Origin of the sequence: Novilysobacter selenitireducens (assembly GCF_020026895.1) — a bacterium.
Lineage (GTDB): Bacteria > Pseudomonadota > Gammaproteobacteria > Xanthomonadales > Xanthomonadaceae > Lysobacter_C > Lysobacter_C selenitireducens.
The window spans coordinates 1-26,195 of sequence record NZ_JAINZW010000007.1; the positions used below are offsets into that span (position 1 = coordinate 1).

The 26,195-nt window shown below is 70.6% G+C and carries 26 protein-coding genes; all 26 read left to right on the top strand.

All coding sequences use genetic code 11. The features are described 5' to 3' along the window. Nucleotides 1-488 precede the first annotated feature (488 nt). The 26 genes from fliE to K6753_RS13150 all read left to right on the top strand — a co-directional run bounded on the left by fliE (nucleotide 489) and on the right by K6753_RS13150 (nucleotide 26,082). Nucleotides 489-854: a flagellar hook-basal body complex protein FliE gene (fliE, locus tag K6753_RS13025; RefSeq protein ID WP_223676901.1), complete on the top strand. Its 366-nt coding sequence runs from the start codon at nucleotides 489-491 to the stop codon at nucleotides 852-854. Between the two features lie 124 nt (nucleotides 855-978). After that, the gene (fliF, locus tag K6753_RS13030; protein WP_223676902.1) at nucleotides 979-2,646 is read left to right on the top strand and encodes a flagellar basal-body MS-ring/collar protein FliF; all 1,668 of its coding nucleotides are present in this window, start codon (nucleotides 979-981) and stop codon (nucleotides 2,644-2,646) included. After that, nucleotides 2,639-3,661: a flagellar motor switch protein FliG gene (fliG, locus tag K6753_RS13035; RefSeq protein WP_223676903.1), complete on the top strand. Its 1,023-nt coding sequence runs from the start codon at nucleotides 2,639-2,641 to the stop codon at nucleotides 3,659-3,661. The genes fliF and fliG overlap by 8 nt, the downstream gene beginning before the upstream one ends. Further along, nucleotides 3,658-4,272 (top strand): FliH/SctL family protein, encoded by a 615-nt coding sequence (locus tag K6753_RS13040; protein WP_425492130.1) that lies wholly within the window; start codon nucleotides 3,658-3,660, stop codon nucleotides 4,270-4,272. The genes fliG and K6753_RS13040 overlap by 4 nt, the downstream gene beginning before the upstream one ends. 127 nt (nucleotides 4,273-4,399) lie before the next feature. Beyond that, entirely contained in the window at nucleotides 4,400-5,800 is a 1,401-nt protein-coding gene (fliI, locus tag K6753_RS13045) for a flagellar protein export ATPase FliI (RefSeq protein ID WP_223676904.1), read from the top strand. Further along, nucleotides 5,797-6,261: a flagellar export protein FliJ gene (gene fliJ / locus K6753_RS13050; RefSeq protein ID WP_223676905.1), complete on the top strand. Its 465-nt coding sequence runs from the start codon at nucleotides 5,797-5,799 to the stop codon at nucleotides 6,259-6,261. Before fliI ends, fliJ begins: the two co-directional genes overlap by 4 nt. After that, nucleotides 6,261-7,373, top strand: a complete 1,113-nt coding sequence (locus tag K6753_RS13055) for a flagellar hook-length control protein FliK (protein WP_223676906.1) — start codon at nucleotides 6,261-6,263, stop codon at nucleotides 7,371-7,373. Before fliJ ends, K6753_RS13055 begins: the two co-directional genes overlap by 1 nt. 321 nt (nucleotides 7,374-7,694) lie before the next feature. Then, nucleotides 7,695-8,171, top strand: a complete 477-nt coding sequence (locus K6753_RS14795) for a flagellar basal body-associated FliL family protein (RefSeq protein ID WP_223676907.1) — start codon at nucleotides 7,695-7,697, stop codon at nucleotides 8,169-8,171. A 37-nt stretch (nucleotides 8,172-8,208) separates the two neighbouring features. Beyond that, entirely contained in the window at nucleotides 8,209-9,216 is a 1,008-nt protein-coding gene (fliM, locus tag K6753_RS13065; RefSeq protein WP_223676908.1) for a flagellar motor switch protein FliM, read from the top strand. After that, nucleotides 9,213-9,545 (top strand): flagellar motor switch protein FliN, encoded by a 333-nt coding sequence (fliN, locus tag K6753_RS13070; protein ID WP_223676909.1) that lies wholly within the window; start codon nucleotides 9,213-9,215, stop codon nucleotides 9,543-9,545. Before fliM ends, fliN begins: the two co-directional genes overlap by 4 nt. Before the next feature lie 461 nt (nucleotides 9,546-10,006). Continuing rightward, nucleotides 10,007-10,345, top strand: coding sequence for a flagellar biosynthetic protein FliO (fliO, locus tag K6753_RS13075; RefSeq protein ID WP_223676993.1), 339 nt, complete (start codon nucleotides 10,007-10,009; stop codon nucleotides 10,343-10,345). Beyond that, on the top strand, nucleotides 10,342-11,148 hold the full coding sequence (gene fliP / locus K6753_RS13080; protein ID WP_223676910.1) for a flagellar type III secretion system pore protein FliP: 807 nt from the start codon (nucleotides 10,342-10,344) through the stop codon (nucleotides 11,146-11,148). The genes fliO and fliP overlap by 4 nt, the downstream gene beginning before the upstream one ends. Nucleotides 11,149-11,159: 11 nt before the next feature. Further along, nucleotides 11,160-11,429 (top strand): flagellar biosynthetic protein FliQ, encoded by a 270-nt coding sequence (locus K6753_RS13085; RefSeq protein ID WP_223676911.1) that lies wholly within the window; start codon nucleotides 11,160-11,162, stop codon nucleotides 11,427-11,429. A gap of 18 nt (nucleotides 11,430-11,447) precedes the next feature. After that, nucleotides 11,448-12,236 carry a flagellar biosynthetic protein FliR gene (gene fliR, locus K6753_RS13090; RefSeq protein ID WP_223676912.1) on the top strand — a complete coding sequence of 263 codons (789 nt, stop codon included), beginning with the start codon at nucleotides 11,448-11,450 and terminating at the stop codon, nucleotides 12,234-12,236. 228 nt (nucleotides 12,237-12,464) lie between these two features. Continuing rightward, entirely contained in the window at nucleotides 12,465-13,625 is a 1,161-nt protein-coding gene (flhB, locus tag K6753_RS13095; protein WP_223676913.1) for a flagellar biosynthesis protein FlhB, read from the top strand. Continuing rightward, nucleotides 13,622-15,697, top strand: coding sequence for a flagellar biosynthesis protein FlhA (gene flhA, locus K6753_RS13100; protein ID WP_223676914.1), 2,076 nt, complete (start codon nucleotides 13,622-13,624; stop codon nucleotides 15,695-15,697). Before flhB ends, flhA begins: the two co-directional genes overlap by 4 nt. A gap of 158 nt (nucleotides 15,698-15,855) precedes the next feature. Continuing rightward, nucleotides 15,856-17,796: a flagellar biosynthesis protein FlhF gene (locus K6753_RS13105; RefSeq protein ID WP_223676915.1), complete on the top strand. Its 1,941-nt coding sequence runs from the start codon at nucleotides 15,856-15,858 to the stop codon at nucleotides 17,794-17,796. Between the two features lie 52 nt (nucleotides 17,797-17,848). After that, nucleotides 17,849-18,685 (top strand): MinD/ParA family protein, encoded by an 837-nt coding sequence (locus K6753_RS13110; RefSeq protein WP_223676916.1) that lies wholly within the window; start codon nucleotides 17,849-17,851, stop codon nucleotides 18,683-18,685. After that, on the top strand, nucleotides 18,682-19,428 hold the full coding sequence (locus tag K6753_RS13115) for an RNA polymerase sigma factor FliA (protein WP_223676917.1): 747 nt from the start codon (nucleotides 18,682-18,684) through the stop codon (nucleotides 19,426-19,428). Before K6753_RS13110 ends, K6753_RS13115 begins: the two co-directional genes overlap by 4 nt. A gap of 206 nt (nucleotides 19,429-19,634) precedes the next feature. After that, on the top strand, nucleotides 19,635-20,027 hold the full coding sequence (gene cheY, locus K6753_RS13120) for a chemotaxis response regulator CheY (protein ID WP_223676918.1): 393 nt from the start codon (nucleotides 19,635-19,637) through the stop codon (nucleotides 20,025-20,027). Further along, nucleotides 20,024-20,638 carry a protein phosphatase CheZ gene (locus K6753_RS13125; protein WP_223676919.1) on the top strand — a complete coding sequence of 205 codons (615 nt, stop codon included), beginning with the start codon at nucleotides 20,024-20,026 and terminating at the stop codon, nucleotides 20,636-20,638. Before cheY ends, K6753_RS13125 begins: the two co-directional genes overlap by 4 nt. Nucleotide 20,639: 1 nt before the next feature. Then, nucleotides 20,640-22,415 carry a chemotaxis protein CheA gene (locus tag K6753_RS13130; RefSeq protein WP_223676920.1) on the top strand — a complete coding sequence of 592 codons (1,776 nt, stop codon included), beginning with the start codon at nucleotides 20,640-20,642 and terminating at the stop codon, nucleotides 22,413-22,415. A gap of 333 nt (nucleotides 22,416-22,748) precedes the next feature. Continuing rightward, a complete protein-coding gene (locus tag K6753_RS13135) occupies nucleotides 22,749-23,489 on the top strand; it encodes a flagellar motor protein (protein WP_223676921.1) in 741 nt (246 codons plus the stop codon). A gap of 3 nt (nucleotides 23,490-23,492) precedes the next feature. Then, on the top strand, nucleotides 23,493-24,620 hold the full coding sequence (gene motD, locus K6753_RS13140) for a flagellar motor protein MotD (protein ID WP_223676922.1): 1,128 nt from the start codon (nucleotides 23,493-23,495) through the stop codon (nucleotides 24,618-24,620). Further along, on the top strand, nucleotides 24,620-25,390 hold the full coding sequence (locus K6753_RS13145) for a ParA family protein (RefSeq protein WP_223676923.1): 771 nt from the start codon (nucleotides 24,620-24,622) through the stop codon (nucleotides 25,388-25,390). Before motD ends, K6753_RS13145 begins: the two co-directional genes overlap by 1 nt. Continuing rightward, nucleotides 25,387-26,082, top strand: a complete 696-nt coding sequence (locus K6753_RS13150) for a chemotaxis protein CheW (protein ID WP_223676924.1) — start codon at nucleotides 25,387-25,389, stop codon at nucleotides 26,080-26,082. Before K6753_RS13145 ends, K6753_RS13150 begins: the two co-directional genes overlap by 4 nt. Nucleotides 26,083-26,195 lie beyond the last annotated feature (113 nt).

A 26,195-nucleotide genomic window follows, 5' to 3' on the forward strand; every position in this document is an offset into this window, starting at 1 on the left:
CGACCACCGCCATGCCGAACGCCAGTGGCAGCAGCAGGCGGTGGATCCGGCCACGGGCGAAGGCGCCGGGCGTGGTCCGTCGCAACAGGAAGTGCGCCGCCATGCCCGAGATCAGGAACATGGAAACCGATTCGTTGTTCGCGGCTGAAGCCGCTCCTACAGGGAGCGTTCCCCGGCTTAGGCCGTATCACGTCCATGGGGATGTTGTAGGAGCGGCTTCAGCCGCGAAGCCCGGTCGCCGCGGCCCCTCACCTCCGTTGTAGGAGCGACGTAAGTCGCGATCCGCGCTTGCCCGGAGTTCGCGGTCGCGACTTACGTCGCTCCTACAATGGAAACGCGGCATCCGTCCCGGTCTTGGGAAATGCGAGCCGCGCTGCCGATGCCCCGCCACCCCCCCCGGCACCCACCCCGCGCCGGAAACCCGTCAACCCCGTGGCACGCGCCTTGCCTAGTCGGGGCAGACCCCGCCGACACGGACCCGGCCCGCAATGAGCGACGCCATTTCATCGATCCTTTCGCAGATCCGCGCGCACCAGTCGCACGCGGCGCTGCGGGCCGATGCGCCCGCCGGCAACGCCATCGACCCGTCGCTGCTCAACCCCGGCCCGGGCGCGGCGCGCCCGTCCGACGGCCCCGGGTTCTCCGAAACCCTCGCCAACGCGCTCGACAACGTCAGCGCCACCCAGCGCAAGTCCGGCGAGTTGCAGCAGGCATTCGAACTGGGCGACCCGCGCGCCGACCTGGCCCGGGTGATGGTGGCCATGCAGGAGTCGCAGGTCGCCTTCCGCGCCACCGTCGAAGTGCGCAACCGGCTGGTCCAGGCTTACCAGGACGTGATGAACATGCCGATCTGAGGGTCTGGGGGCTAGGGGCTAGGGACTGGTTGTCGCGGTCCCCGGCACCACTCCCACTCCGACACCCGCGCACTCAGCTTTTTTGCTTCCAACCAGTCCCCAGCCTCCAGCCCCGAGCCCCTAAATGAGCGTCATCACCCTCCCCAAAGGCACCTCCAACCAGCTGCGCGACCTCGGCCGCCTGCAGGACATCCCGGCGGTGCGGCAGCTGGGCGTGTTCGCGCTGGCGGCCTTGGCGATCGCCATCGGCCTGTGGCTGTTCTTCTGGACGCAGAAGCCCGACTACGTGCCGGTGTTCGCCGGGCTCGACGCCAAGGCCACCAGCGAGGCGTCCGACCTGCTGCGCAGCGCCAACATCCCGTTCCGAATCGACAGCGGCAGCGGCGCGCTGGCGGTACCGCAGGACAACCTCGGCGACGCCAAGCTGGCGCTGGCCGCGGCCGGCCTGCCGGCCAGCCAGTCCGGCGGCTTCGAGATGATCAGCCAGGACCAGGGCTTCGGCACCAGCCAGTTCGTCGAGAACGCGCGCTACCAGCACGCGCTGGAGAACGAACTGGCGCGCACCATTTCCAACCTGCGCCCGGTGCGCGAGGCGCGCGTGCACCTGGCGCTGCCCAAGCCCAGCGCCTTCACCCGCCAGAAGGAGCCGGCCAGCGCCTCGGTGGTGCTGCAGATGCAGTCGGGCAGCACGCTGGAGCAGGGCCAGGTCGCGGCGATCGTGCACCTGGTGGCCTCGAGCATCCCGTCGCTGCCTCCGGAGAACGTCACCGTGGTCGACCAGTTCGGCCGCATGCTGTCCAACCCGGACCCCAACAGCGACGAGGCGATCGGCGCCAAGCAGTTCGAGCAGCGCGGCCGCCAGGAAGCCGTCTACGTGCAGCGCATCCAGGAGTTGCTTGAGCCGATGACCGGCCGCGGCCGCGTCAGCGCGCAGGTCAGCGTCGACATGGACTTCGCCCAGACCGAGGAGGCGCGCGAAATCTACGGCCCCGACGCCGGCCTGGTGCGCAGCGAGCAGATTTCAGAGACCGGCGACATCGACGGTGCCGGCGCTTCGGCGCAGGGCGTGCCGGGCGCCGTCGCCAACACCCCGACCACCGCCGCCGCGGTGCTGACCGACACGCCGGCCGCCGCGCCCGCCAACGCCGACAACGGCCCCAGCGCGCGCACCGCGGTGCGTAACTACGAGCTGGACCGGACGCTGACCCACACCCGCGGCGCACCCGTGCGCATCCGCCGAGTCACCGCCGCGGTGCTGATCGACAACGTGCCGCAGGTCGGCACCGAAGGCCAGGTCAGCTACCGCGCACTCAACGCCGCCGAACTGCAGCGCATCGATGCGCTGGTCAAGCAGGCGATCGGTTTCGACGAGACACGCGGTGACATGATCTCCGTGGTCAACGCGCCGTTCGCGCCGGGCGCGGCGATGGAAGACATGCCCGGCCCGCCGTTCTGGGAAAACCCGCGCGTGGTCGAACTGGCGCGCACCATCCTGGGCGGACTGGCGGTACTGGTGTTCATCCTCGCGGTGCTGCGCCCGGCCTTCCGCGCCATGCTCGCGCCCAAGACGACCACGACCACCGCGGTGGCGGAAGTCGTCAGCGAGGAGACCCACGTCTCGATCACGCCGGCCGCTGGCCAGCCGCAGGTGCAGGCCCCGCGCCAGCCCTCGCAGGCCTCGCAGGCGGCACTCAACTTCGACGAGAAACTGCAGGTCGCGCGCACCGCCGTGAGCAGCGACCCCAAGCGCGTCGCCAACGTCGTACGCAACTGGGTGGAAGCCGATGGCTGAGGCCGCGCAAATCCGCAAACTGACCCCGCTCTCGGGCGTGCAGCGCGCCGCCGTGGTGCTGCTGTCGCTGGGCGAGGACCAGGCCGCCGAGGTGCTCAAGCACATGGGCGCCAAGGAAGTGCAGAAGCTCGGCCTGGCGATGACCTCCGTCAGCGCCGTGTCGCGCGACGACGTGGCGGCGGTGTTCGACGATTTCGTCGACGTGCTGGCCCAGCCCAACGCACTGGGCGCCGGCGCCGACGACTACATCCGCGCGGTGCTGACTCAGGCCTTGGGCGAGGAGCGCGCGGCCAGCCTGATCGACCGCATCCTGGCCGGCCGCAACACGTCGGGCCTGGACACGCTGAAGTGGATGGAGCCGCGCGCGATCGCCGACCTGGTGCGCAACGAGCACCCGCAGATCATTGCGATCGTCATGGCCCACCTGGACCCGGACCAGGCCGCCGAGGTGCTCAAGGTGCTGCCCGACCGGACCCGCGCCGACGTGCTGCTGCGCATCGCCACGCTGGACGGCATCCCGCCCAACGCGCTCAACGAACTCAACGACGTGATGGCACGGCAGTTCGCCGGCAGCCAGAACATCAAGTCGTCCAACGTCGGCGGCATCAAGGTCGCGGCCAACATCCTCAACTTCATGGATTCGGGCCAGGACGAGGTGATCCTCGGCACCATCGGTGAGATCGACGACACCTTGGGCGGGCGCATCCGCGAGGAGATGTTCGTGTTCGACAACCTCGCCGACATCGACGACCGCGCCATGCAGACGGTGCTGCGCGACGTGCCCAACGAGAAGCTGGCCGTCGCCCTGCGCGGGGCCGAGCCGCGCGTACGCGAGAAGATCACCACCAACATGTCGCAGCGCGCCGCCGAGATCCTGATCGAGGACATGGAAGCGCGCGGCCCGGTGCGACTGGCCGAGGTCGAGGCCGCGCAGAAGGAGATCCTGTCGATCGTGCGCAAGATGGCCGATGACGGCAGCATCCAGCTGTCGGTGAAGGCCGAGGCGTTCGTATGAGCGCACAGGCCGCCGACATGCCCAGCGCCGAGATCATCCGCTGGACCGCGCCGGGTTTCGCCCGCACCCGCGAGCCCGAGCCCGAGATCCCCAAGCCGCCCAGCGTCGAAGACCTGCAGGCGCTGGAGAAGGCCGCATACGAGGAAGGTTTCGCGCGCGGGCACGAGGAAGGCATGGCCAGCGGCCAGGCCGACGTGCGCCGGATGATCGCGCAGATCGAAGGCATCCTCGACGGCTTCACCCGCCCGCTGGCACGGCTCGACGGCGAGGTGGCCGATGCACTGGGCGACCTCGCCGTGCGCATCGCCGGCGTGCTGCTGGGCCGTGCGTATGCCGCCGACCCCACGCTGCTGGCCGACCTGGTGCGCGAAGCGCTGGACGCGGTCGGCACCACCAACCGAGAAGTGGAACTGCGCCTGCACCCCGACGACCTCGGCGTGCTGGCCCCGCACCTGGCCGGCCTGAGCGGCGTGCGCCTGACCAACGATGTCGCGCTGGCACGTGGCGAGCTGCGCCTGCACAGCGAAGGCATGCGCATCGACGGCACGCTGGCCGCGCGGCTGCAGGCGTGCCTGGATGCGCTAGTGGAATCGGACGGGGGTGAGGCATGAGCGCTCTGACGCATGTCCACGTAGCCCGGATAAGGCCAACGGCCGCATCCGGGGCTTTTCGCCGGCCGTCACGTTTCAACCCCGGGTGCGCTTCGCTTACCCGGGCTACGCGGATTGGAATGAACGCATGAGCAGCATCGCCGCCGCCAACTGGCAGGAAGCGCGCAACCTGCGCCTGGCCGCCCGGCTGGGCGAAGCCAATCCGCAGCCGCCGTCGCTGGCGCTGGCACGCGAGGGCGTGCTGCGCCGCGCGGTCGGCCTGACGCTGGAGGCCTCCGGCTGCAGCGCACCACTGGGTTCGCGCTGCAAGGTGGAAACCTCCGGCGGACGCTGGGTGGATACCGAAGTCGTCGGCTTCGCCGGCGACCGCACCTACCTGATGCCGACCGCCGACCTGGAAGGCCTGCTGCCCAACGCACGCGTGGTGACCACCCGCCGCCGCGGCGAAGTGGCCGTGGGCGAAGGCCTGCTCGGCCGCGTGATCGACAGCGACGGCGTGCCGCTGGACGGCCGCGGCGCGATCCGGCCCGAGGGCTGGATGGGCCTGGCCGGCACCGCCATCAACCCGCTGATGCGCGAGCCGATCAGCCAGTCGCTGGACGTGGGCGTGCGCGCGATCAATGCATTGCTGCCGATCGGCCGCGGCCAGCGCATCGGCCTGTTCGCCGGCTCCGGCGTCGGCAAGTCGACGCTGCTGGGCATGATGACCCGCTACACCGCCGCCGACGTCATCGTCGTTGGCCTGATCGGCGAGCGAGGCCGCGAAGTGCGCGACTTCGTCGAAAGCACGCTGGGCGTGGAAGGCCTGCGCCGTTCCGTCGTGGTCGCCACGCCCGCCGACCGCCCGCCGCTGGCGCGACTGCACGGCGCCCTGCGCGCCACCGCCATCGCCGAGTGGTTCCGGGACCAGGGCTTGCATGTCCTGCTGCTGATGGACTCGCTCACCCGCTTCGCCCACGCCCAGCGCGAGATCGGCCTGTCGGTGGGCGAGCCGCCGACCACGCGCGGCTACCCGCCGTCCGTGTTCGCCAAGCTCCCCGCCCTGGTGGAACGCGCGGGCAACGGCGCCGACGGGCGCGGCTCGATCACCGCCTTCTACACCGTGCTGACCGAGGGCGACGACCAGCAGGAACCGATCGCCGACGCCGCCCGCGCGATCCTGGACGGCCACATCGTGCTGACGCGCCGCATCGCCGACGCCGGCCAGTACCCGGCCATCGACGTCGAGGTGTCGGTCAGCCGCGTCATGCAGGAAATCACCGACCCGGCGTGGCGCGCGCGCATCCGCAAGCTCAAGCAGCTGATGGCCGCCTACAACGCCCAGCGCGACCTGATCGCCATCGGCGCCTACCAGCGCGGCAGCGACCCGCTGGTCGACGAGGCGCTGGCGCGGTGGCCGGCCATCATGCAGTTCCTCGGCCAGGACGTGACCGAGGCGTCCGATGTCGAAGCCAGCCGCGCGGCGCTTGCGCGGCTGCTGGACGATGACGCGCACCTCAAAGTCCGCACGCAGGAGACCGCCCCGTGACCCGATCCGAGCGCCTGGACCCGCTGTTGCGGGTCAAGCAGCAACGCCAGGACGACGTCGCCCGCGAGGTCGCCCAGCGCGACCGCGTCGTCGCCGAACAGGAAGAGCGCCTGGACGCACTGCGCCGGTACGCGGCCGAGTACGCCTCGCCCGAGGCGCTGGCCGGCGCGACCCTCAACCCCGCGCTGCTGGCCAACCGGCTGGCATTCCGCGAGAAGCTCGAGCAGGCCGTGGACCAGCAACGCAAGGTGGTCGACAGCACGCGTGAGCGCGCCGATGTCGAACGCGCCCGCCTGATGCTGGCCAGCCGCGAGACCCACGTACTGGAGAAGCTCAAGTCCAGCTACCGCGCCGAGGAGGCGCGCAGCGCCGACCGGCTAGTGCAGCGCGAGATGGACGACATCGGCGGCCGCCGCGCGCGCGCCGCGCAGGTCGCCCGCGACCCGGAGACCTCGACGTGATGCCTGCACTGCCCGCCACGCCCGCACCGCCAACGACCGGCAACGCCAACGGCGCCGGAAAAGCACCGTCGCAGCAGGAAGCGGCGGTCCAGAGCCCGTTCTCGCTGCTGCTTGGCGGCGCCAACGCACCAGCCGAAGCATCCACGCCCGCGCCGTTGCTCCCCGGCGTCGGAGCGGAGACGGCCGCTGAGGGCACGACATCCGAACCCGATGCCGGGTCGACTGACGAAGCATTGCCCGACCACCTGCTGGGCCTGCTCGGCGGGTCCTGGCTGACGCCGGCAGCAACACCGGTTTCGGCACCCGCGGCCGCGGCGCCGGGCGTGTCGCTGCTGCCAGGCACGCACGTGCCCGGCCTGGCGATGCCCACCCTGCACGCCGGCACCGATGCACCGCCCCTGCCCGCGTCGGCCTCATTGGCGATGGCCATCCAGAATGCGGCCTCCGGTGCGGACGCCGCGCTGGTCACCGAGGGCGACGCGCTGGCCACCGCGCTCACGCAGGCACTGCCGCAATCGGCCATTCCCCAGCAGACCGCGGCAGCCGGTGCGACCTTCGAAACCCTCATCCGCGATGCGGCCGGCCCCGCACCGGCCGACACCGGCGGCATCGAACCCGCCCCGCTGACCTCCACCACGGGCGCATCCACCACCAGCCTGTCGGCGGTGCGCGCATCGCCGTTGGCGCAGCCGCTTCCGATGCCCGCCGACCCCTCGGCCGGCTTCGATGACGGCCTGTCGACGCGCATCGCGTGGATGGCCGAACAGGGCATCGGCCGCGCCGAGCTGCGCGTGAACCCCGACCACGCCGGCCCGATCGAGGTCCGCCTGCAGATGGAGGGCACCCGCCTGGTGGCCGAGTTCAGCGCGGTCAACGCCGACACCCGCCAGGCGCTGGAAACCGGCATGCACCGCCTGCGCGACATGCTGGGCCAGCAGGGCCTGCAACTGGCGCAGTCGCACGTGGGCAGCGGCGGTGGCCAGGGGCGGCAGGACGGATCCAGCGGCGGCACCGCCGGCAGCCCGGGCCATGCCGATGGCAGCGACATCGCGGCCGGCGACACGGCCCCGGCACGCTGGGTGAGCCGCGGGTTGCTGGACGAGTACGCCTGAGTTCCGTCCCCCGGCGATAGCGACGGTCGCCGCGCCTTTGTAGGAGCGGCTTCAGCCGCGAAGGCCCCATCGCCGCGCCACCTACATCCCCCTTGTAGGAGCGACATAAGTCGCGACCGGGCACCCCACGTACCGACGATTCCGGTTCGCGGCTGAAGCCGCTCCTACAGGGGGCGTGGTCACTGCCGTCACGGCGCCGGAATCCCGGCACGGCGACCACCCACCCGTTCAGGTCGCCCCTGTCAAAACCCCGTCACCGCACCCGGCCATCGGCCGGCACGCCGCTTGCACAGCTGGGGCAGTCCTCATGGAGAGCCCTGCGTGTCCGCCCAGCCGACCCCCGCCAAGTCCAAGACCAAGTTGATCCTCGCCATCGTCGCCGTGCTGGTGCTGGCCGCCGCTGCGGGCGGTGGCTGGTTCTGGTGGTCGGGCCAGGCCCAGGCCGGTGAGGGCGAGGACGCCGCCGCGGCCGCCAAGTCGCCCGCCCTCTACTACGCGATGGAACCGGCGTTCGTGGTCAACCTGGTCGACGCCGATGTCGTGCGCTACCTGCAGGCCGACGTCCAGCTGATGACCCGCGACCCCGAGACCGCCACCGCGCTGGAGGCCCATGCCCCGGCCGTGCGCAACAAGCTGCTGCTGCTGTTCGGTCAGCAGTCGGCCACCGGCCTGGCCCAGCGCGCCGCCAAGGAACAGCTGCAGAAGCAGGCGCTGGCCGAAGTGCAGAACGTGCTGAAGGCCGAAGGCGCGCCCGCCAAGGTCGAAGCCGTCTATTTCACCAGCCTGGTCACGCAGTGACCCCGGCCACGACCCACACCACGACCCCGGAATCCGCATGAGCGCTGACCTGCTCTCGCAAGACGAAATCGATGCCCTGTTGCATGGCGTCGACAGTGGCGCGGTCGATACCGAGGACGCGCCGGCCGAACCGGGCGAGGCCCGCACCTACGACTTCGCCAGTCAGGACCGCATCGTCCGCGGCCGCCTGCCGACGCTGGAGATGATCAACGAGCGCTTCGCCCGCACGTGGCGCATCGGCCTGTTCAACCTGCTGCGCCGCTCGGCCGACCTGTCGGTGCGCGGCGTCGACCTGATGCGTTTCGGCGAGTACATGCACTCGCTGCAGGTGCCGACCAACCTCAACCTCGTGAAGATGAAGCCGCTGCGCGGCACCGCGCTGGTGGTGTACGAACCGCGCCTGGTGTTCACCGTGGTCGACAACTTCTTCGGCGGCAACGGCAAGTACCACACCCGCATCGAGGGCCGCGAGTTCACGCCCACCGAGATGCGCGTCATCCAGCTGCTGCTCAAGCAGACCTTCGCCGACCTGGTGGAGGCCTGGGCGCCCGTGATGCCCGTCGAGTTCGAGTACATGAACTCCGAGGTCAACCCGCACTTCGCCAACATCATCAGCCCGCGCGAGTACATCGTCGTCAGCCGGTTCCATGTCGAACTGGAAGGCGGCGGCGGCGAGTTCCACGTGTCGTTCCCCTACTCGATGCTCGAGCCGATCCGCGAGCAGCTCGATGCCGGCGTGCAATCCGACCGCATCGAGAAGGACGAGGGCTGGACCAACGCCATGCGCCGCCAGCTGCAGGACGCGCCGGTGGAGCTGAGCAGCGCCATCGCCCAGCGCACCATCAGCCTGCGCGAACTGAGCCGGCTGAAGGTCGGCGACGTGATCCCGATCGAACTGCCCGACACCGTCGTGCTCAACGTCGAACAGGTGCCGTTGTTCTCCGGCGAGTTCGGCACCCACAACGGCAAGAACGCCATCAAGGTCACGAAGGTGCATGCCGCGCGGCCGACTCCCTCTCTCGCCACCCTCGTGCCCACGCCATGAACACTGCCGTTTCCGCCGACGACCGCGCCGCTTTCGACGCGCTGACCCCCGACGCCGCCGCCGGCGCCGACATGAACCTGGACGTGATCCTGGACGTGTCGGTGTCGCTGTCGCTGGAGGTCGGGCGCACCCGCATCCCGATCCGCAACCTGCTGCAGCTCAACCAGGGCTCGGTGGTCGAGCTCGAACGCGCCGCGGGCGAACCGCTGGACGTGTTCGTGAACGGCACGCTGATCGCCCAGGGCGAGGTGGTGGTGGTGAACGACCGCTTTGGCGTGCGCCTGACCGACGTGGTCAGCCCGTCCGAACGCATCAAGCGCCTGCGCTGATGCAGCGCGCGCACGCCCGCGCCGTGGTGCGTTGCCTGCTGGTGGCCGCGATGGCTGCCGCCGGCAGCGCGTGCGCGAGCGTGCCGGATGCATCGGCCGCCTCGGCCGCCTCGGCCGCGCCGGCGCCGGTCGCGCCGTCGTTGCCGGTCGAGACATCGACGACCACGTCGACGGCCGTGGCCACGCCTTCGATCGCCGCGGCCAGTGTTGCGACGATTGCACTGCCGGACGCTCCGGTCTCGACCGGGGCACCGCAGCCGACCGTCGACCGCGCAGCGGCAGACGGAATCGACGACAACGCGACCGTGCCGGCTGACGCGTCCGCACAGGTCGAACCCGCGGCCGGCGATGTCGTCGCCGACCCTGCGACGGTCGAGGCAACCCCGGCTACTGGCACGCCGGAAGCCGCACCGCGCACCGCCACCCAGACACCTGCAACGCCGCGCACCGTCGCCGCGCCGATCCCCGCGCCGCCCTCCACCGCCGGCAGCGTCGCCGGCAGCCTGTTCGCACTGCTGCTGGTGCTCGGCCTGATCCTCGGACTGGCATGGCTGGCCAAGCGCCTGCCCGGCGCGGCCCGCGGCGGCGCGGCCAACGGCGCGCTGCGCGTGGTCGCCTCCGTCCCGCTGGGGCAGCGCGAGCGCGCGGTGGTGGTCGATGTCGGCGGCACGCAACTGCTGCTGGGCGTCGGCCCCGGCGGCACCCGCACCCTGCACACGCTGGCCCAGCCGTTGCCGCAGGCGGACGCCCCGCCGGCGTTCGCGCAGCTGCTGTCCCAGCATTTCGGCAAGAAGCCATGAGCCGTCTCCTCGTTTCGATCCGCGGCCTGCTGGCCGGCCTGCTGCTCGCCTTCACCCTGCTGGCCGCTGCACCCGTACTGGCGCAGACCGCGCCGGCTCCGGCCGACCCGGCCGCCGCGCAGTCCTCGCCCTCGTTGCCGGCGGTGACCGTCGGCGAGATCGGCGGCGAACCGGTCAGCCTGCAGTTGCAGGTGCTGTTGCTGATGACCGGCATCACGCTGCTGCCGGCCGCGCTGCTGGGCCTGACCGCGTTCACCCGCATCATCATCGTGCTGGCGCTGCTGCGGCAGGCGCTGGGCACCGGGCAGACGCCGAGCAACCAGATCCTGCTGGCGCTGGCGCTGTTCCTCACCGCGATGGTGATGATGCCGGTGTTCGACCAGGCCTGGGTCGCGGGCATCTCGCCGTACCTCAACGACCAGATGGACTTCAAGGCGGCATGGGACGCCGCATCGGCGCCGTTCCGCGGCTTCATGCTGGCGCAGGTGCGCGAGACCGACCTGATGACCTTCGCCGGCCTGTCCAATTCGGGCCCGTACGCGACACCGCAGGACGTGCCGTTCGGCGTGCTGGCCGCGTCGTTCCTGACCAGCGAGCTGAAGACCGCGTTCGAGATCGCGTTCCTGATCTACATCCCGTTCGTGATCATCGACCTGGTGGTCGCCAGCGTGCTGATGTCGATGGGCATGATGATGCTCTCGCCGATGCTGGTGTCGGCGCCGTTCAAGATCCTGCTGTTCGTGCTGGTGGACGGCTGGGTGCTGGTCGTCGGTTCGCTCGCCGCCAGCTTCAACCCGGTCTGAGGACGGCGACCATGACCCCCGAAACCGCCCTCACCGAGATCGGCCGCGGCCTGCAGATGGCCCTGCTGCTGGGCGCCCCGCCACTGCTGGCCGTGCTGGTGGTCGGCGTGGTCGTCGGCATCGTGCAGGCCGCCACCCAGATCAACGAACAGACCATCGCCTTCGTGGTGAAAGGCATCGCGCTGGCCGCGACGCTGGCCATCACCGGCCACTTCCTGCTGGGCAAGCTGGTGAGTTTCACCATCGACCTGTTCCAGCGGATTCCGCATCTGATCGGGTAGCGGCGCCGCATCGCGTCCATGGACCCCGTCACCCTCACCACCGCGACCGGCGTCAACCTGTTCGCCCTGCTCGGCACCGTGCTGTGGACGGCGTTGCGCATCGGCGCGACGGTGATGGTGCTGCCGATGCTGAGCGGGCGCGGCATGCCGGTGCGGGCGCGGATGATGATCACGCTGGCGCTGGCCGGCGCGCTGTCGACGCTGCTGCCGACGCCGCCGGCCGCGGCGGTGGACGCGACCACCTTCATCACCGTGCTGCGCGAGATCACCGTCGGTGTCGCCATCGGCATGATGCTGCGGCTGGCGTTCGAGGCCGGGCGCTTCGCCGGCGAGCTGGTCAGCCAGGGCATGGGCCTGTCGTTCGCGACCATGGCCGACCCGCTGAGTGGTGCGTCATCGCCGGTGCTGGCGCAGTGGTTCTACCTAGCCTTCGGCCTGCTGTTCTTCGCGCTGGATGCGCACCTGGCGTTGGTGGAACTGCTGATGGGCAGCTACCAGACGCTGCCGATCGGCCAGCCGCTGGTGGACCGGCACGACCTGCTCGCCGCCGTGCCCGGGTTTTTCGGCACGTGCCTGCAGGCCGGGCTGCTGCTGGCGCTGCCGGTGATGATGGCGCTGCTGGCGGTCAACCTCGCCTTCGGCGTGCTGTCGCGCGCGGCCTCGGCGCTCAACCCCATCGCCATCGGCTTGCCGGTGGCCCTGGTGGTCGGCCTGCTGCTGATCGGCCTGCTGATGCGGCACCTGCAGGCGCCGGTGGAGCAACTGTTCGGCGATGCGTTCATGGCGGCCAGGGGCCTCACGCCGTAACCGTGTCTGTGTATCGGCGTAGCCCGGGTAAGCGCAGCGCACCCGGGTGCGTACATGCATCGGCGCGGTGTCGCGTCCCGGGTGCGCTGCGCTTACCCGGGCTACGGCGGCTACAAGGAAACCGATTCGTTGTTCGCGGCTGAAGCCGCTCCTACAAGGGCGGCCGTGGAACAGCCCTTGCAGCGGTAGCGGCATCGCCCGCCCCGGGCCCCGCAGACCCCGCGCGACATGTCCGAGCAGGACCAGGAAGACCGCACCGAAGAACCTACCGAAAAACGCCTTCGCGAAGCGCGCGAAAAGGGCGATGTCCCGCGATCGCGCGAGCTGGGCAACGTCGCCGTGCTGGGCGTCACTGCGCTGGCGTTGATGGCGCTGGCGTCCGGCCTGGGCGATGCGTCGCAGGGCTGGTTGCGGCAGGCGCTGATCGTCGACCCGGCGGTGCTCGGGCACCCGGACCGGCTGATCCCGCACGCCGCCGCGCTGATGGCCGGGCTGATGATGCCGGTACTGCCGGTCATTGCCGCCGCGCTGGCCGCGTGCTTTATCGCGCCTGCGCTGATGGGCGGGCTGCGCTTCTCCAACAAGGCGCTGCAACCGGACTTCAAGCGGCTCAACCCGATGTCCGGGCTCAAGCGCATATACGGCAAGGAAGGTTTCGCCGAGCTGCTGCGCTCGCTGCTGCGCGTGGTGCTGATCATCGGCGTGGGCGGCTGGGTGGTGTGGTCGGCGTTCGACGACATGCTGGCGATGCCGCGCATGTCGCTGCACTCGGCCATCGGCACCGGGCTGGACACCGCGGTCACCGCGCTGCTGGCGATGGCGGGCTCGCTGGCGCTGCTGGCGGCCATCGACGTGCCGTGGCAGCGCTGGCAGCACCGCAGCAAGCTGAAGATGACCAAGCAGGAAATCCGCGACGAGCTCAAGCAGACCGAGGGCAACCCCGAGATCAAGGCGCGCGTGCGCCAGGTGGCCCGGCAGATGTCGCAGCGCCGGATGATGGAAGCCGTGCCCACCGCCGACGTGGTGGTGATGAACCCGACCCACTACGCGGTCGCGCTCAAGTACGACCCGGCCAACATGCGCGCGCCGAAGGTCGTGGCCAAGGGCGTGGACGAGCTCGCCCTGCTGATCCGCGACGCCGCCCAGCGCCACCGCATCGCCGTGCTGGAGGCGCCGCCGCTGGCACGCGCCTTGTATCGGACCGCGCAGGTCGACCAGGAAATCCCGGTGAAACTCTACGCCGCTGTTGCACAGGTGCTGTCCTACGTGTTCCAGCTGCGCCGCTGGCACCCCGCCCACGGCCCCGCGCCGTCGCTGGCGGACGTCCAGCTGGGCGAGGCCGAAGCCGACGGCCGCCCGGACGATGACGCCGGGGTGCCGGCCCGATGAGCGCCATGCAGGGACGGTTCGCCGGCGTCGGCTCGGCGGTGCGCAGTGGCGCGGCCGCGCCGCTGGTGGTGATGGCGATGCTGGCGATGGTCATCGTGCCGCTGTCGCCGCTGATGCTGGACATGCTGTTCACCATCAACATCGCGCTGTCGCTGGTGGTGATGCTGGCGGTGGTGTACGTCAAGCGGCCGCTGGAGTTCTCGATCTTCCCCAGCGTGCTGCTGCTGGTCACGCTGCTGCGGCTGGCGCTGAACGTGGCGTCCACCCGCGTGGTGCTGCTGCACGGCCACCAGGGCGAAGCCGCGGCCGGCCACGTCATCGAATCCTTCGGCCAGTTCGTGATCGGCGGCAGCTACGCCGTCGGCATCGTCGTGTTCGCGATCCTCACCATCGTCAACTTCGTGGTGGTCACCAAGGGCGCCGGGCGCATCTCGGAGGTGTCGGCGCGCTTCATCCTCGACGCCCTGCCCGGCAAGCAGATGGCGATCGACGCCGACCTCAACGCCGGCCTGCTCACGCGCGAGGACGCCAAGCTGCGCCGGCAGGAAGTGCGCGAGGAAGCCGACTTCTACGGCTCGATGGACGGTGCCAGCAAGTTCGTCCGCGGCGACGCCATCGCCGGCATCCTCATCCTGGTCATCAACCTGATCGGTGGCCTGCTGATCGGCATGCTCCAGCACGACATGGCCTTCGGCGACGCCGCCCGCGTGTACACGCTGCTGGCAATCGGCGATGGCCTGGTGGCGCAGATCCCGGCGCTGCTGGTCGCCACCGCGGTGGCGATGCTGGTGACGCGCTCGACCTCCGAGCAGGAGATGGGCCAGGCGGTGCAGGGCCAGATGTTCGGCCAGGGCCGCGCGCTGGCCGTGGCCGCGCTGCTGATGGGCATCATCGGCGTGATCCCGGGCATGCCCAACCTGCCGTTCCTGATCCTGGCGGCGATCCTCGGCTACGCGGCGTGGCGGCTGCACAAGCGCAACCTGGCCGCCGAAGAGGCGCCCACGCCCGAAGCCACCGCCGCCGCGCAGGCCAACTCGCCGATGGCCGAGCTGAGCTGGGACGAGGTGCGCCCGGTCGAGCCGCTGGGGCTGGAGGTCGGCTACCGGCTGATCCCCATGGTCGACAAGACCCAGGGCGGCGAACTGCTGGCCCGGCTCAAGGGCGTGCGCCGCAAGCTCACGCAAGACCTGGGCTTCCTGATCCCGGCCGTGCACGTGCGCGACAACCTGGAGCTGGCCCCGGGCCAGTACCGCGTGCTGGTGCACGGCGTGCCGGTCGCCACTGGCGAGCTGCACCCGGACCGCGAGCTGGCACTGGACCCGGGCCGGGTGTTCGGGCCGCTGGAAGGCATTCCCGGCAAGGACCCGGCGTTCGGGCTGGACGCGGTGTGGATCCCCTCGGCCCAGCGCGCGCATGCCGAATCGCTGGGGTACACGGTGGTGGACGCCTCCACCGTCGTCGCCACCCATCTCTCCCACCTGGTGCGCGAGCGCGCGTCGGAGCTGCTGGGCCACGACGAAGTGCAGCAGTTGCTGTCGAGTGTCGGAAAAGCTACGCCCAAGCTCGTCGAGGATTTGACACCCAAGCTGCTGCCGCTGTCGGTGGTGGTGCGGGTGCTGCAGTCGCTGCTGGTCGAGCGCGTGCCGCTGCGGCAGATGCGCCAGATCGTCGAGGCGCTGCTCGAACACGGCGCCCACAGCCAGGACCCGGCCGTGCTGACGGCCGCGGTCCGCACCGCGCTGGGGCGCTTCATCGTCCAGGAAATCAACGGCCTGGCCCCGGAACTGCCGGTCTACACGCTGGCGCCGGCGCTGGAACGGGTGTTGCAGGACTCGGTCAGCGGGCAAGGCGCCGCGATGGAACCGGGACTGGCCGAACGTCTGCACCAGAACCTGAGCGATTGCGTCACCCGCCAGGAAGGCCGCGGCGAACCCGCGGTGCTGCTGGTCCCCGGCGGCATCCGCGCCACGATCGCCCGCCTCGTCCGCCACAGCGTGCCGGCCCTGTCGGTGCTGGCCTACGGCGAAGTGCCGGAGGACAAGAAGCTGCGGCTGGTGGGGAATGTCGGTTGACGGCAGGCAATGGGGAACAGGGCATGACCGGGAGCGCAGGCACATGAGTTGCAGGGAACCCATCGAAGCGCTTCCGGGCCACGCGCCACCCACCCGGCCGCGCACTGAACTCACCCACGCCACGTCCCACACCTCCAATTTCCAGCCCGGTCACTGACATGCGAATCAAACGCTTCATCGCCCCCGACATGCGCGCCGCGCTGAAGATGGTCCGCGACGAGCAGGGCCCGGACGCGGTCATCCTCTCCAATCGCCCGACCGAGGGCGGGATCGAGGTGGTCGCCGCCACCGATTACGACGAGGCGCTGGTGCAGCAGGCGCTGCGCACCGCCGCCCCCACGCTCAAGCCGCTGCAGGCCAAGGTGATCGAGCCGGCAGAAGTACCCGCACCGGCCAGGCCCGCCGCGCCGGCGACACCGTCGTTCGCGCAGGCCGCCCTCGCCGCGGCCACCGACGCACCGGCCCCGGCCGCCGCCGCGGCGACCGCCTCGCGCAACAGCCTGGCCAGCCGCGCCCGCGCCGTGTTCCGCCTGGGTGGCGAGACGGTGCGCGAGCCGGCAGGCGAGCCGACGCTGGCCGAACTGGTGGGCGATGCGACCACGATGCCTGCGGCACCGGAAGCCGCGCCGGCCCCGACCCGCACGCAACGCTTCGACGACATGATGGCCGCGCTGGCGCCGATGGCCGACGAGGCGCCGACGCGTCGGCATTCCACGCTGGCGACGCCGGTGGCCGAGGCCGCCGCGCCTGCCGCGGCCGATCCGATGGGTGCCTCCGACGCATTCGATTCCGACGACGTGACGGTGTCGCTGTCGACGCAGCCGGCTGCGGTCAGCGGCAGCGATAATCAGCCCTCCCCGGCCCTCGCCTGCGAGCAGGGACGGGAGCAGAGCGTCGCCGCCACCGCCACGTTGAAGGAAGCCGCCCCGGCGCCTGTCCTTTCGCAGCCCGTGCCTGCGCGCAACGTTGATGAAGACCGGACGCTCGAAAAGCACCTCTCCCCAACCCTCCCCTGCACGCAGGGGAGGGAGCAGACCTTCCCCACCCGCCTCGAACTCGAGCCCGCCCCGCGCCGTGCCCGCTTCGATGCGATGGAGCTGTCGCTGGCCCCGATGGAAGCCACGTGCGACGTACCCGCAAGCGCCCGCACCGACGAGACGCCGTCGCTGCAGGTCGTCGCCGGCCGCGACCTAGACCCGACCGTGACCGCGATGCGCGACGAGCTGTCGGCGATGCGCCAGTTGATCGAGCGCGAGATGGGCCAGTTCGCCGTGGAGCGCATGCGCGGTTCGCCGGCGCGCGCCGCCGCCTACGACGCGCTGGTCGGCTACGGCTGCGAAGACCACCTTGCGCAGGCCGTCGCCGCCAAGCTCGACCCGCAGCTCGACCCGGCCAAGGTGCACGCACCGATGCTGGCGCACCTGGCGCAGATGCTGACGGTCGCCCGCGCCGAGCCCATCGACGACGGCGGCGTGATCGCGCTGATCGGCCCGACCGGCGCCGGCAAGACCACCACGCTGGCCAAGATGGCCGCGCGCTTCGCCCAGCGCCACCGCGCCCGCGACGTCGCGCTGGTCACCACCGACAACGAGCGCGCAGGTGCCCGCGAGCAGTTGCAGGCCCACGGCCGCCGGCTGGGCATCACCGTGTGCGAAGCCGACGGTCCGGAAGGCCTGGCCGAGACGCTCGACCAGCTGGCCGACTACCCGCTGGTGCTGGTGGACACGGCCGGTTACGCCGCGCGCGACCGCGCCCTGCTCGGCCAGATCACCTGGCTGCGCGCCACCCGCAACGTGCGCTGCCTGCTGGCGCTGCCGGCGACCGCGCACCCGGCCGACCTCAACGAGGTCGTCCGCCGCTACCGCATGGCCGCGCCCGAGGGCGTGGTGCTGACCAAGCTGGACGAAACCGGCCGCCTGGGTGGCGTGCTCTCGGTCGCCGTGCGCAACGGACTGAACATCGCCTACACCACCGACGGCCAGCACGTCCCCAGCGCCCTGGATGCCGCCGACGCATCGCGCCTGGTGCTGCAGCTGGAGAAATTGCGGCGCGCTGCCGATAACCCCCTGATCACCGAGGACCGTCATGCACACGCCTGACCCCAACGCCCTGCCCGCCGGTCCCGCCGCCAACGGAAACAACGTGATCCCCATGACCCCACCTGCCGCCCCCGTCCGCGTGATCGCCGTTGCCAGTGGCAAGGGCGGCGTCGGCAAGACCAGCGTCTCGGTCAACCTGGCCATGTCGCTGCTCAATGCCGGCCAACGCACGCTGCTGCTGGACACCGACCTGGGCCTGGCCAACATCGACGTGATGCTGGGCCTGTCGCCGCGCTTCACCCTGGCCGATGTCTTCGCCGGCCGCTGCGAGCTGCGCGACACGGTAATGGAAGGCCCGCGCGGGTTGTGGGTGGTGCCGGCCGCCAGCGGCAAGCGCCACATGACCGAACTCAGCCCGCAGCAGCACGTCGGGCTGGTGCACGCCTTCAGCGAGCTGGACCTGCCGATCGACACCATGGTGGTGGACAACGCAGCGGGCATTGCCGATGGCGTGCTGACCTTCTGCCAGGCCGCGCAGGACGTGATCGTGGTGGTCTGCGACGAGCCAGCCTCGGTCACGGATGCCTATGCGCTGATCAAGGTGCTCAACCGCGAGCGCGGCGTGAACCGCGTGCAGGTGCTGGCCAACCAGGTGCAGCACCCGGCCGAGGGCCGCCAGCTGTTCGAGAAGCTCGAGCGGGTGACCTCGCGGTTCCTGGACGTGACCCTCGGGTACCTGGGCGCGATCCCGCGCGACGAGTGGCTGCGCCGCTCCATCCAGCGCCAGGAAGCCGTCGTCGAAGCCTTCCCGTCGGCGCCGTCGTCGGTGGCCTTCCGCGACATTGCCCGTCGCGCGGGCCAGTGGCAGTCGCCGCAGGGCCCGCGCGGACACGTCGAATTCTTCATCGAGCGGCTGGTGTCGCCGAACGCGCGGAGTGCCACCGCATGAGCACCGCCGCCGCCACCTACCGCGCCCACCAGAACGGCGGTGCCGACGACATCGTCGAGCGCCATGGCGAACTGGTCCGGCGCATCGCCCACCACCTGGCCGCGCGCCTGCCGTCCAGCGTCGAGGTCGACGACCTGATCCAGGCCGGCATGCTCGGGCTGATCGATGCGGCCCGCAATTTCCAGGCCGACCAGGGCGCCGCGTTCGAGACGTATGCCTCCATCCGCATCCGCGGCGCGATGATCGACGAGATCCGCCGCGGCGACTGGGTGCCGCGCTCGGTCCACCGCCGCTACCGCGACGTGGTCGCCGCGACCCGCGAGGTCGAGCAGGCCACGGGCCGCGCCGCCTCCGCGCAGGAAGTGGCCGGCGCGCTGGGCGTATCGCTGGACGAGTACCACCGCATGCTGGAGGACGCCGCGCGCGGCCAGCTGATCAGCCTGGACTCGCACGCCGAGGAACACGACGGCGAACCGCGCCTGGCCTCGCAGGGCGGCGCCACGCCGGCACGCGAGTTCGAGCACGACGCCTTCCGCCACGCCCTGGGCGGCGCGATCGGCGACCTGCCCGAGCGCGAGCAGCTGGTGCTGTCGCTGTACTACGAGCAGGAGATGAACCTGCGCGAGATCGGCGCGGTGCTGTCGATCAGCGAATCGCGCGTCTGCCAGATCCACGGCCAGGCCATGCTCCGCCTGCGCGCCCGCCTGGGCGAGTGGCGCAGCGAGGCGCAGAACGACGAGTAGCCCAACCGCCGTCATTCCCGCGAAGGCGGGAACCCAGTGACTTAACGCTTGGCATCCGTTCGAATCTTCACAAGCAACGGCAACGTCCATGGATGTTCGGCTCCGCCGAAGTGAAGCACTAGCCCGCCTTCGCGGGAATGACGGCGAGAAGAGTCAAGAAACCCCTCCCGCGGCCGATAGGTCCTTCAAACACCCCCGAGCCCCGTATGGACAAGAACATCCGCATCCTGATCGTCGACGACTTCTCGACCATGCGCCGCATCGTCAAGAACCTGCTCAACGACCTCGGCCTCTTCAACACCACCGAAGCCGACGACGGCACCACCGCGCTGGTGGAGCTGCGCAAGGGCCCGTTCGACCTGGTCATCACCGACTGGAATATGCCCGGCATGCCCGGCATCGACCTGCTCAAGGCGATCCGGTCGGATGCCGCGCTGTCGAAGATCCCGGTGCTGATGGTCACCGCCGAGGCCAAGCGCGAGCAGATCATCGAAGCCGCGCAGGCGGGCGTGAACGGCTACGTCATCAAGCCCTTCACCGCCGGCACGCTCAGCGACAAGCTCGACAAGATCTTCGAGCGGCTGGAGACGGCGGCGTGACTTCCGCGGCAGCCGTTGCGGTGCCGTCGGACCGTGCGCACATCGTGGAACGCCTGCACCAGGCGCTGTGGGCGCTGGAGCACGACGACGCCGAGGGCTGGCGAGAGCATGTCGATGCGCTGATCCAGTGGCGCACGCAGCCGTTCGTGCAGGGCCTGACCCGGCTCGCGCGCGAGCTTGAATCCGCGCTGGGCGAAGGCACCGGCGCATCCGGCGCCTCGCTGCCCGACGCCTGCTCGCGGCTCGAGCACGTGGTCACGCTGACCGAAAACGCATCCATGCGCACGCTGGACCTGATCCAGGAGTGCGGGCAGCTGCTGGCTACGCTGCCGGTCGCCGGCGACGACGCCGCCACCCAGGCGGCGGCCGGCATCCGCAGCCGCCTCAGTGAAATGACCGCCGCACAGGGCTACCAGGACCTCACCGGGCAGATCATCCTGCGCGTGGTCGAACTGGTGCGCGCCGTGCACGCAGGCCTGGGCGAAGCCACCGGCCAGGTCACCCCGCTGCAGCTGTCCAATCGCGGCCACGGCCCGTCGATCGCGGGGCTGGACGAGAAGCCGGCCACGCAGGACGACGCCAACGACCTGCTGTCGTCGCTGGGCATCTGACATGAGCGGCGCCTTCGACAGCGACATCTGTGCCGACTTCCTGGTCGAGGCGCGCGAGATCCTCGACCAGCTGGGCGAGCAGATGGTCACGCTGGAGCACGCGCCCGACGACCGCGACGGCCTCAACGCCGTGTTCCGTGGCTTCCACACCATCAAAGGCGGCGCCGGCTTCCTCGACATCCAGCCGATGGTGGTGCTGTGCCACGCGGTGGAGGACCGGTTCGATGCCGCGCGCAGCGGCAAGCTGCCGCTGGACCCCGTGACCTTCGACGGCGCGCAGCAGTCCGTCGACCTGCTGATGGACATGCTCGACAGCGTCGCCGCCGGCACCGTGCCGGCCGAGGTGCCCGAGCTGCTGCTGGCCAGCCTGAGGATGGAAGGCGCGCCGGCCGCGCCAGCGTCCGACGTGCTGGCCGACATCACCGACGACAACCTCGACGACCTCGACTTCGACGCGCTGCTCGACAGCCTGCACGGCAAGGGCACGGTGCCCGGCGCCGCGCCGGCACCGGCCGAAACGGCTGCGAAGCCCGAAGCCGCACCGCCTGCGACGGTCACCCCGATCCGCCCCGCCGCCGCGCCGCGAAAGGCGCCCGACCCGGCCGATGCCACGGTGCGCGTGGACGTGCGCCGGCTGGACGCGATGGTCAACCTGGTCGGCGAGCTGGTGCTGGTGCGCAACCGCCTCAAGACCATCCGCCCGCGCCTGCGCGACGAGGACCTGGACCGCGTCGTCACCGCGCTGGACGCCTCCACCTCGCGCCTGCAGTCGGCGGTGATGATGGCGCGCATGCAGCCGGTCGGCCGCGTGTTCTCCCGTTTCCCCAAGCTGGTGCGCGACATCGCGCGGCAGCTGGAAAAATCCGTCGAACTGGACGTCATCGGCGCCGACACCGAGCTGGACCGCAACCTGGTCGAGGCGCTGTCGGACCCGCTGCTGCACCTAGTGCGCAACGCGATCGACCACGGCATCGAATCGCCCGACGCACGCCGCGCTGCCGGCAAGAACGAAACCGGTCGCGTGCGCCTGTCCGCGCAACAGGAAGGCGACCACGTCGCTATCGAAGTGCGCGACGACGGTGCCGGCATCGACCCCGACAAGATCCGCGACAGCGCGGTGCGCAAGGGCCTGATCGACACCGAATCGGCCGCGCGCCTGTCCACCGACGAGTGCCTGCAGCTGATCTTCATGCCCGGCTTCTCCACCCGCGCCGAGGTCAGCGACCTGTCCGGCCGCGGCGTCGGCATGGACGTGGTGCAGTCCAAGATCCGCGAGCTGTCCGGCGAGGTGCAGATCCAGTCCGAACCCGGCGCCGGCAGCCGCTTCCTGATCCGCGTGCCGCTGACCCTGGCGATCCTGCCGACGCTGCTGGTGGAGATCGACGACGACGTCTACGCGCTGCCGCTGGTGCGCGTGGTCGAAGTGCTGGCGCACCGCGCCAGCGAACCGATGTGGATCGACGGCCAGCGCGTGCTGGACCTGCGCGAGGAACCGCTGCCGCTGCTGTCGATGCGCGACTGGCTGGGCGCCGGCGGACCGCCGGACGGCGAAAGCACCGGCGTGGTGCTGCAGTCGGGCGAGCAGCGCTTCTGCTTGGACGTGGACCGCGTGCGCGGCCGCGAGGAAGTCGTCATCAAGGCACTGCCCCGCACCCTGCGCGGCCTGCCCGGCTATGCCGGCGCCAGCCTGATCGGCGACGGCCGCATGGCGCTGATCCTGGATGTCGACGCGCTGTACCGCACCGGCGTCAAGGCGCCGACGCGGTTGATCGCCTGACGGAATCACCGTAGCCCGGGTAAGGCCAGAGGCCGCACCCGGGATCGCCGCGACGTGATGCAGGACGACCCGGGTGCGCTGCGCTTACCCCGGGCTACGGCAACTGACGTCGCCCCAACAGCACCCCTCCCCAACCCTCCCCTGCGAGCCGTAGCCCGGGTAAGGCCGCAGGCCGCACCCGGGATCGCCGCGACGTGATGCACGACGACCCGGGTGCGCTGCGCTTACCCGGGCTACGGCAATTGACGCCCTCACGTGCGCCGCGTCGAAAAACCACGGCACGCGCCGTGCATCCCCTCAAGTAATCCCCCACTGCGACCGTTAATTCCGGACATGGACAGACTCAGCGTGATCGGCGTGGTGCTGGCACTGATTGCCCTCGTGGGTGGCAGCGTGCTCAAGGGCGCGGGCATTTCCGGGCTGTGGAACCCGGCCGCCTTCGTGATCGTCATCGTGGGCACCATTGCTTCCATCCTCCTGCAGACGCCTATGGCCACCTTCAAGCGGGCATTGAAGATCGTGCGATGGGTCTTCCAGCCGCCTGCGCAGGACACCACCTCGGTGATCGGCAAGATCGTCGAGTGGAGCACCACCGCGCGCAAGCAGGGCCTGCTCGGCCTGGAGGCGGAGGTGCAGTCGCTGGAGGATCCGTTCCTGCGCAAGGGCCTGCAGATGGTCGTGGACGGCGTGGAGCCCGAGTCCATCCGGCAGATGCTGGAGATCGAATTGCACGGCCAGTCCGACCGTGACCTGTCGGCGGCCAAGGTGTTCGAAGGCATGGGCATCTACGCGCCCACGCTGGGCATCATCGGTGCAGTTCTGGGCCTGATGGCGGTGATGAAGAACCTCGCCGACCCCAGCAAGCTCGGCCCCGGCATTGCCGCGGCATTCACCGCGACGATCTACGGCATCGGCGCAGCCAACCTGATGCTGTTGCCCATGGCCTCCAAGCTCAAGGGCCTGGTCAACCACCAGACCCAGGAGCGCGAGATGATCGTCGAAGGGCTGATCGCCATCGCCCAGGGCGAGAACCCGCGCAACATCGAAGCGCGGCTCAACGGGTTCATCCACTGAACCATGGCCGGCCGTCGCCACAAGCACGAAGACCACGTGAACCATGAAGCCTGGGCGATCCCCTACGGCGACCTGGTGACGCTGCTGCTCGCCTTCTTCGTGGTGATGTATGCCATCTCGTCGGTCAACGAGGGCAAGTACCGCGTGCTGGCCGATGCACTGTCCTCGGCGTTCGGCGGGCAGCCGCGCACGGTGGCGCCGATCCAGTTGGGCGCCACGCAGATCCGCGGCTCGGCGTTCGACCGGCCCTCGATGCAGACGCCCGATTCCAAGTCCGGCCCGTCCTCGGCCACGCCGGTCAGCAGCCCGGCCATGCGCCAGGTGCTGGACATGCCGACGTTCGGCGCGGTGGCGCGCAAGGCCGCCGACGGCACGGGCAACGGCGCGAAGGGCAACGACAGCGCGAAGGTCGAGAACACCGAGCTGCTGGGTGAAGTCGAGGGCCGCAACCGCCAGTTGCACTCGCTGGGCCGCCGCATCCAGCAGGCGCTGTCGGAGCTGGTCAAGCAGAAGCTGGTCACGGTGCGCCGCGGCGACAGCTTCCTGGAGGTCGAGATCCAGAGCGACATCCTGTTCGCCAGCGGTTCGGCCGCGCCCAGCCCGGTCGCGCTGTCGACCGTGCACAAGCTGGCCGACATCCTGCGTGCCGAGCCCAACGCCGTGCGCGTGGAGGGCTACACCGACAACGTGCCGATCAACACCGTGGCGTTCCGCTCCAACTGGGAACTGTCCTCGGCGCGCGCCGCCGGCGTGGTGCACGAACTGGTCGACTCGGGCGTGTCCGCGCAGCGGCTGGCCGTGGTCGGTTTCGGCGAGCACCAGCCGGTGGCCGACAACGCCACCATCGAAGGGCGCAATGCCAACCGCCGCGTGCTGCTCGTGATCCTGGCCTCGCCGCAGAGCGATGACGCCGTCGGCGACGACGCGCCTGCGGTAGTCGACGCCACGCCGCGCAGTGCCGCGGCCAACGCCGACAGCCGCGTGGCGCAGGCGCGTGCACGGCCACCAGCGACTCCGGCCGACGCGCCCAAGCCGACGCCGGCACCCGCGCAGCGCGGACCCGTTCCGCCAGAACGGCTGCTGCCGATCCTGGCGATCCATCCTGCGTCCCGCGACCCGGAGGCCGGCTGATGCTGATCTGGGCAATCGCCAACCAGAAGGGCGGTGTCGGCAAGACCACCACGTCGCTGTGCCTGGCGCGCAACCTGGCCGAGTCCGGCGCGCGCGTCCTGCTGGTCGACCTGGACCCGCACTCCTCCCTGACGCGAGCCTTCGGCGTGCCCTCGCACCCGCCGCCGGCCGGCACGCACGACATCTTCAACGGCCCCGATGCGCCGTTGGGCTCGCTGGCGCGCAGCACCGCCATCGACGGCCTGCGCCTGGTCGCCGCGCAGCCGGCGCTGGCCACGCTCGAGCGCCGTGGGGCCACCCAGCCCGGCCTCGGCCTGGCGCTGGGACGCGCATTGCACGGCGTGCGCGAGGGCTATGACTACGCGCTGCTGGACTGCCCGCCCACGCTCGGCCTGCTGATGGTCAACGCGCTGGCCGCGGCCGACCGGCTGGTGATCCCGACGCAGACCGACCCGCTGGCGATGCACGGCCTCAACGACATGGTGCGCACCGCCGACATGGTCGAGCGCTCGCGCCGCCGCCCGCTGGTGCGCCACATCATCCCGACGCTGTACGACCGCCGCACGCGCTCGGGCGTCAAGAGCCTGGAGCTGCTGCAGGACTGCCACCCCTCGCACTGCTGGCACAAGGCGGTACCGATGGACACGCGCCTGCGCGACCCATTGGTGCTCACTGCCGAAGAACCCCCGACCGGGAAAGGCGCCGATGCATACCGCTCGGCACTGGCCTGGTTGCTCGACAAGGCCGACGTACGCAAGGAGGCCGCATGAGCCAACACGCCATCGATGCATACCTGGACGACCTGCTGTGCGAGGTCGAACCCGCCGCCCTGCCGCCACACCCGGCCGCGGTGTTGAACGCCGTGCCTGACGTGGTGGTCGCCGCACCGCCGCCACCCGCACCGGAGCCACCTGTCGCCCGCACGATGCCAGCGCCGGTGGCACCGTCGCCGCGCGAGTCCGCTGCCGCGGCGCCATCGGCCATCCCCGAACCGCGCCACCGCCGTGCCAGCGACACCGCACCGGTCAGTGGCGAACACGTACCGACCGCCGCGCGCAGCAGCCGCTGGCTGCGCATGGGCATCGGCCGCGACAGCTACGCCTTCGAACTGCTGCGCGTGCAGGAAGTGGTGCGCGTGGCGCCGATCCTGGCCGTCCGCGGCGCCTCGATGTCGGTGCTGGGCGTGATGAACCTGCGTGGCCGCATCGTGCCGGTGTTCGACCTGGGCCGCTGGTTGGGCTCGGCCGCCATCGAAGTCACCGAAGGCGCACGCATCGTGGTGGTCGAACGCGACGACGAACTGATCGGCGTACTGGTCACGCAGGTCGAGGACGTGGTCAGCCTGTCGCGCGAACACATCGAACCGCCCCTGGCCAACGGCAACCCCGGCGCCATCGTCGGCATCGCCCGCACCGGGCATGCGCCCACGGTGCTGCTGGACGCGAACGCATTGTTCGATTGATCCGGATCTCCGTAGCCCGGATAAGGCCAAAGGCCACATCCGGGACGACGCCTCTACGACCTGCCGCGGCCCCGGGTGCGCGTTGCTTACCCGGGCTACGTCGCTCTTGACCC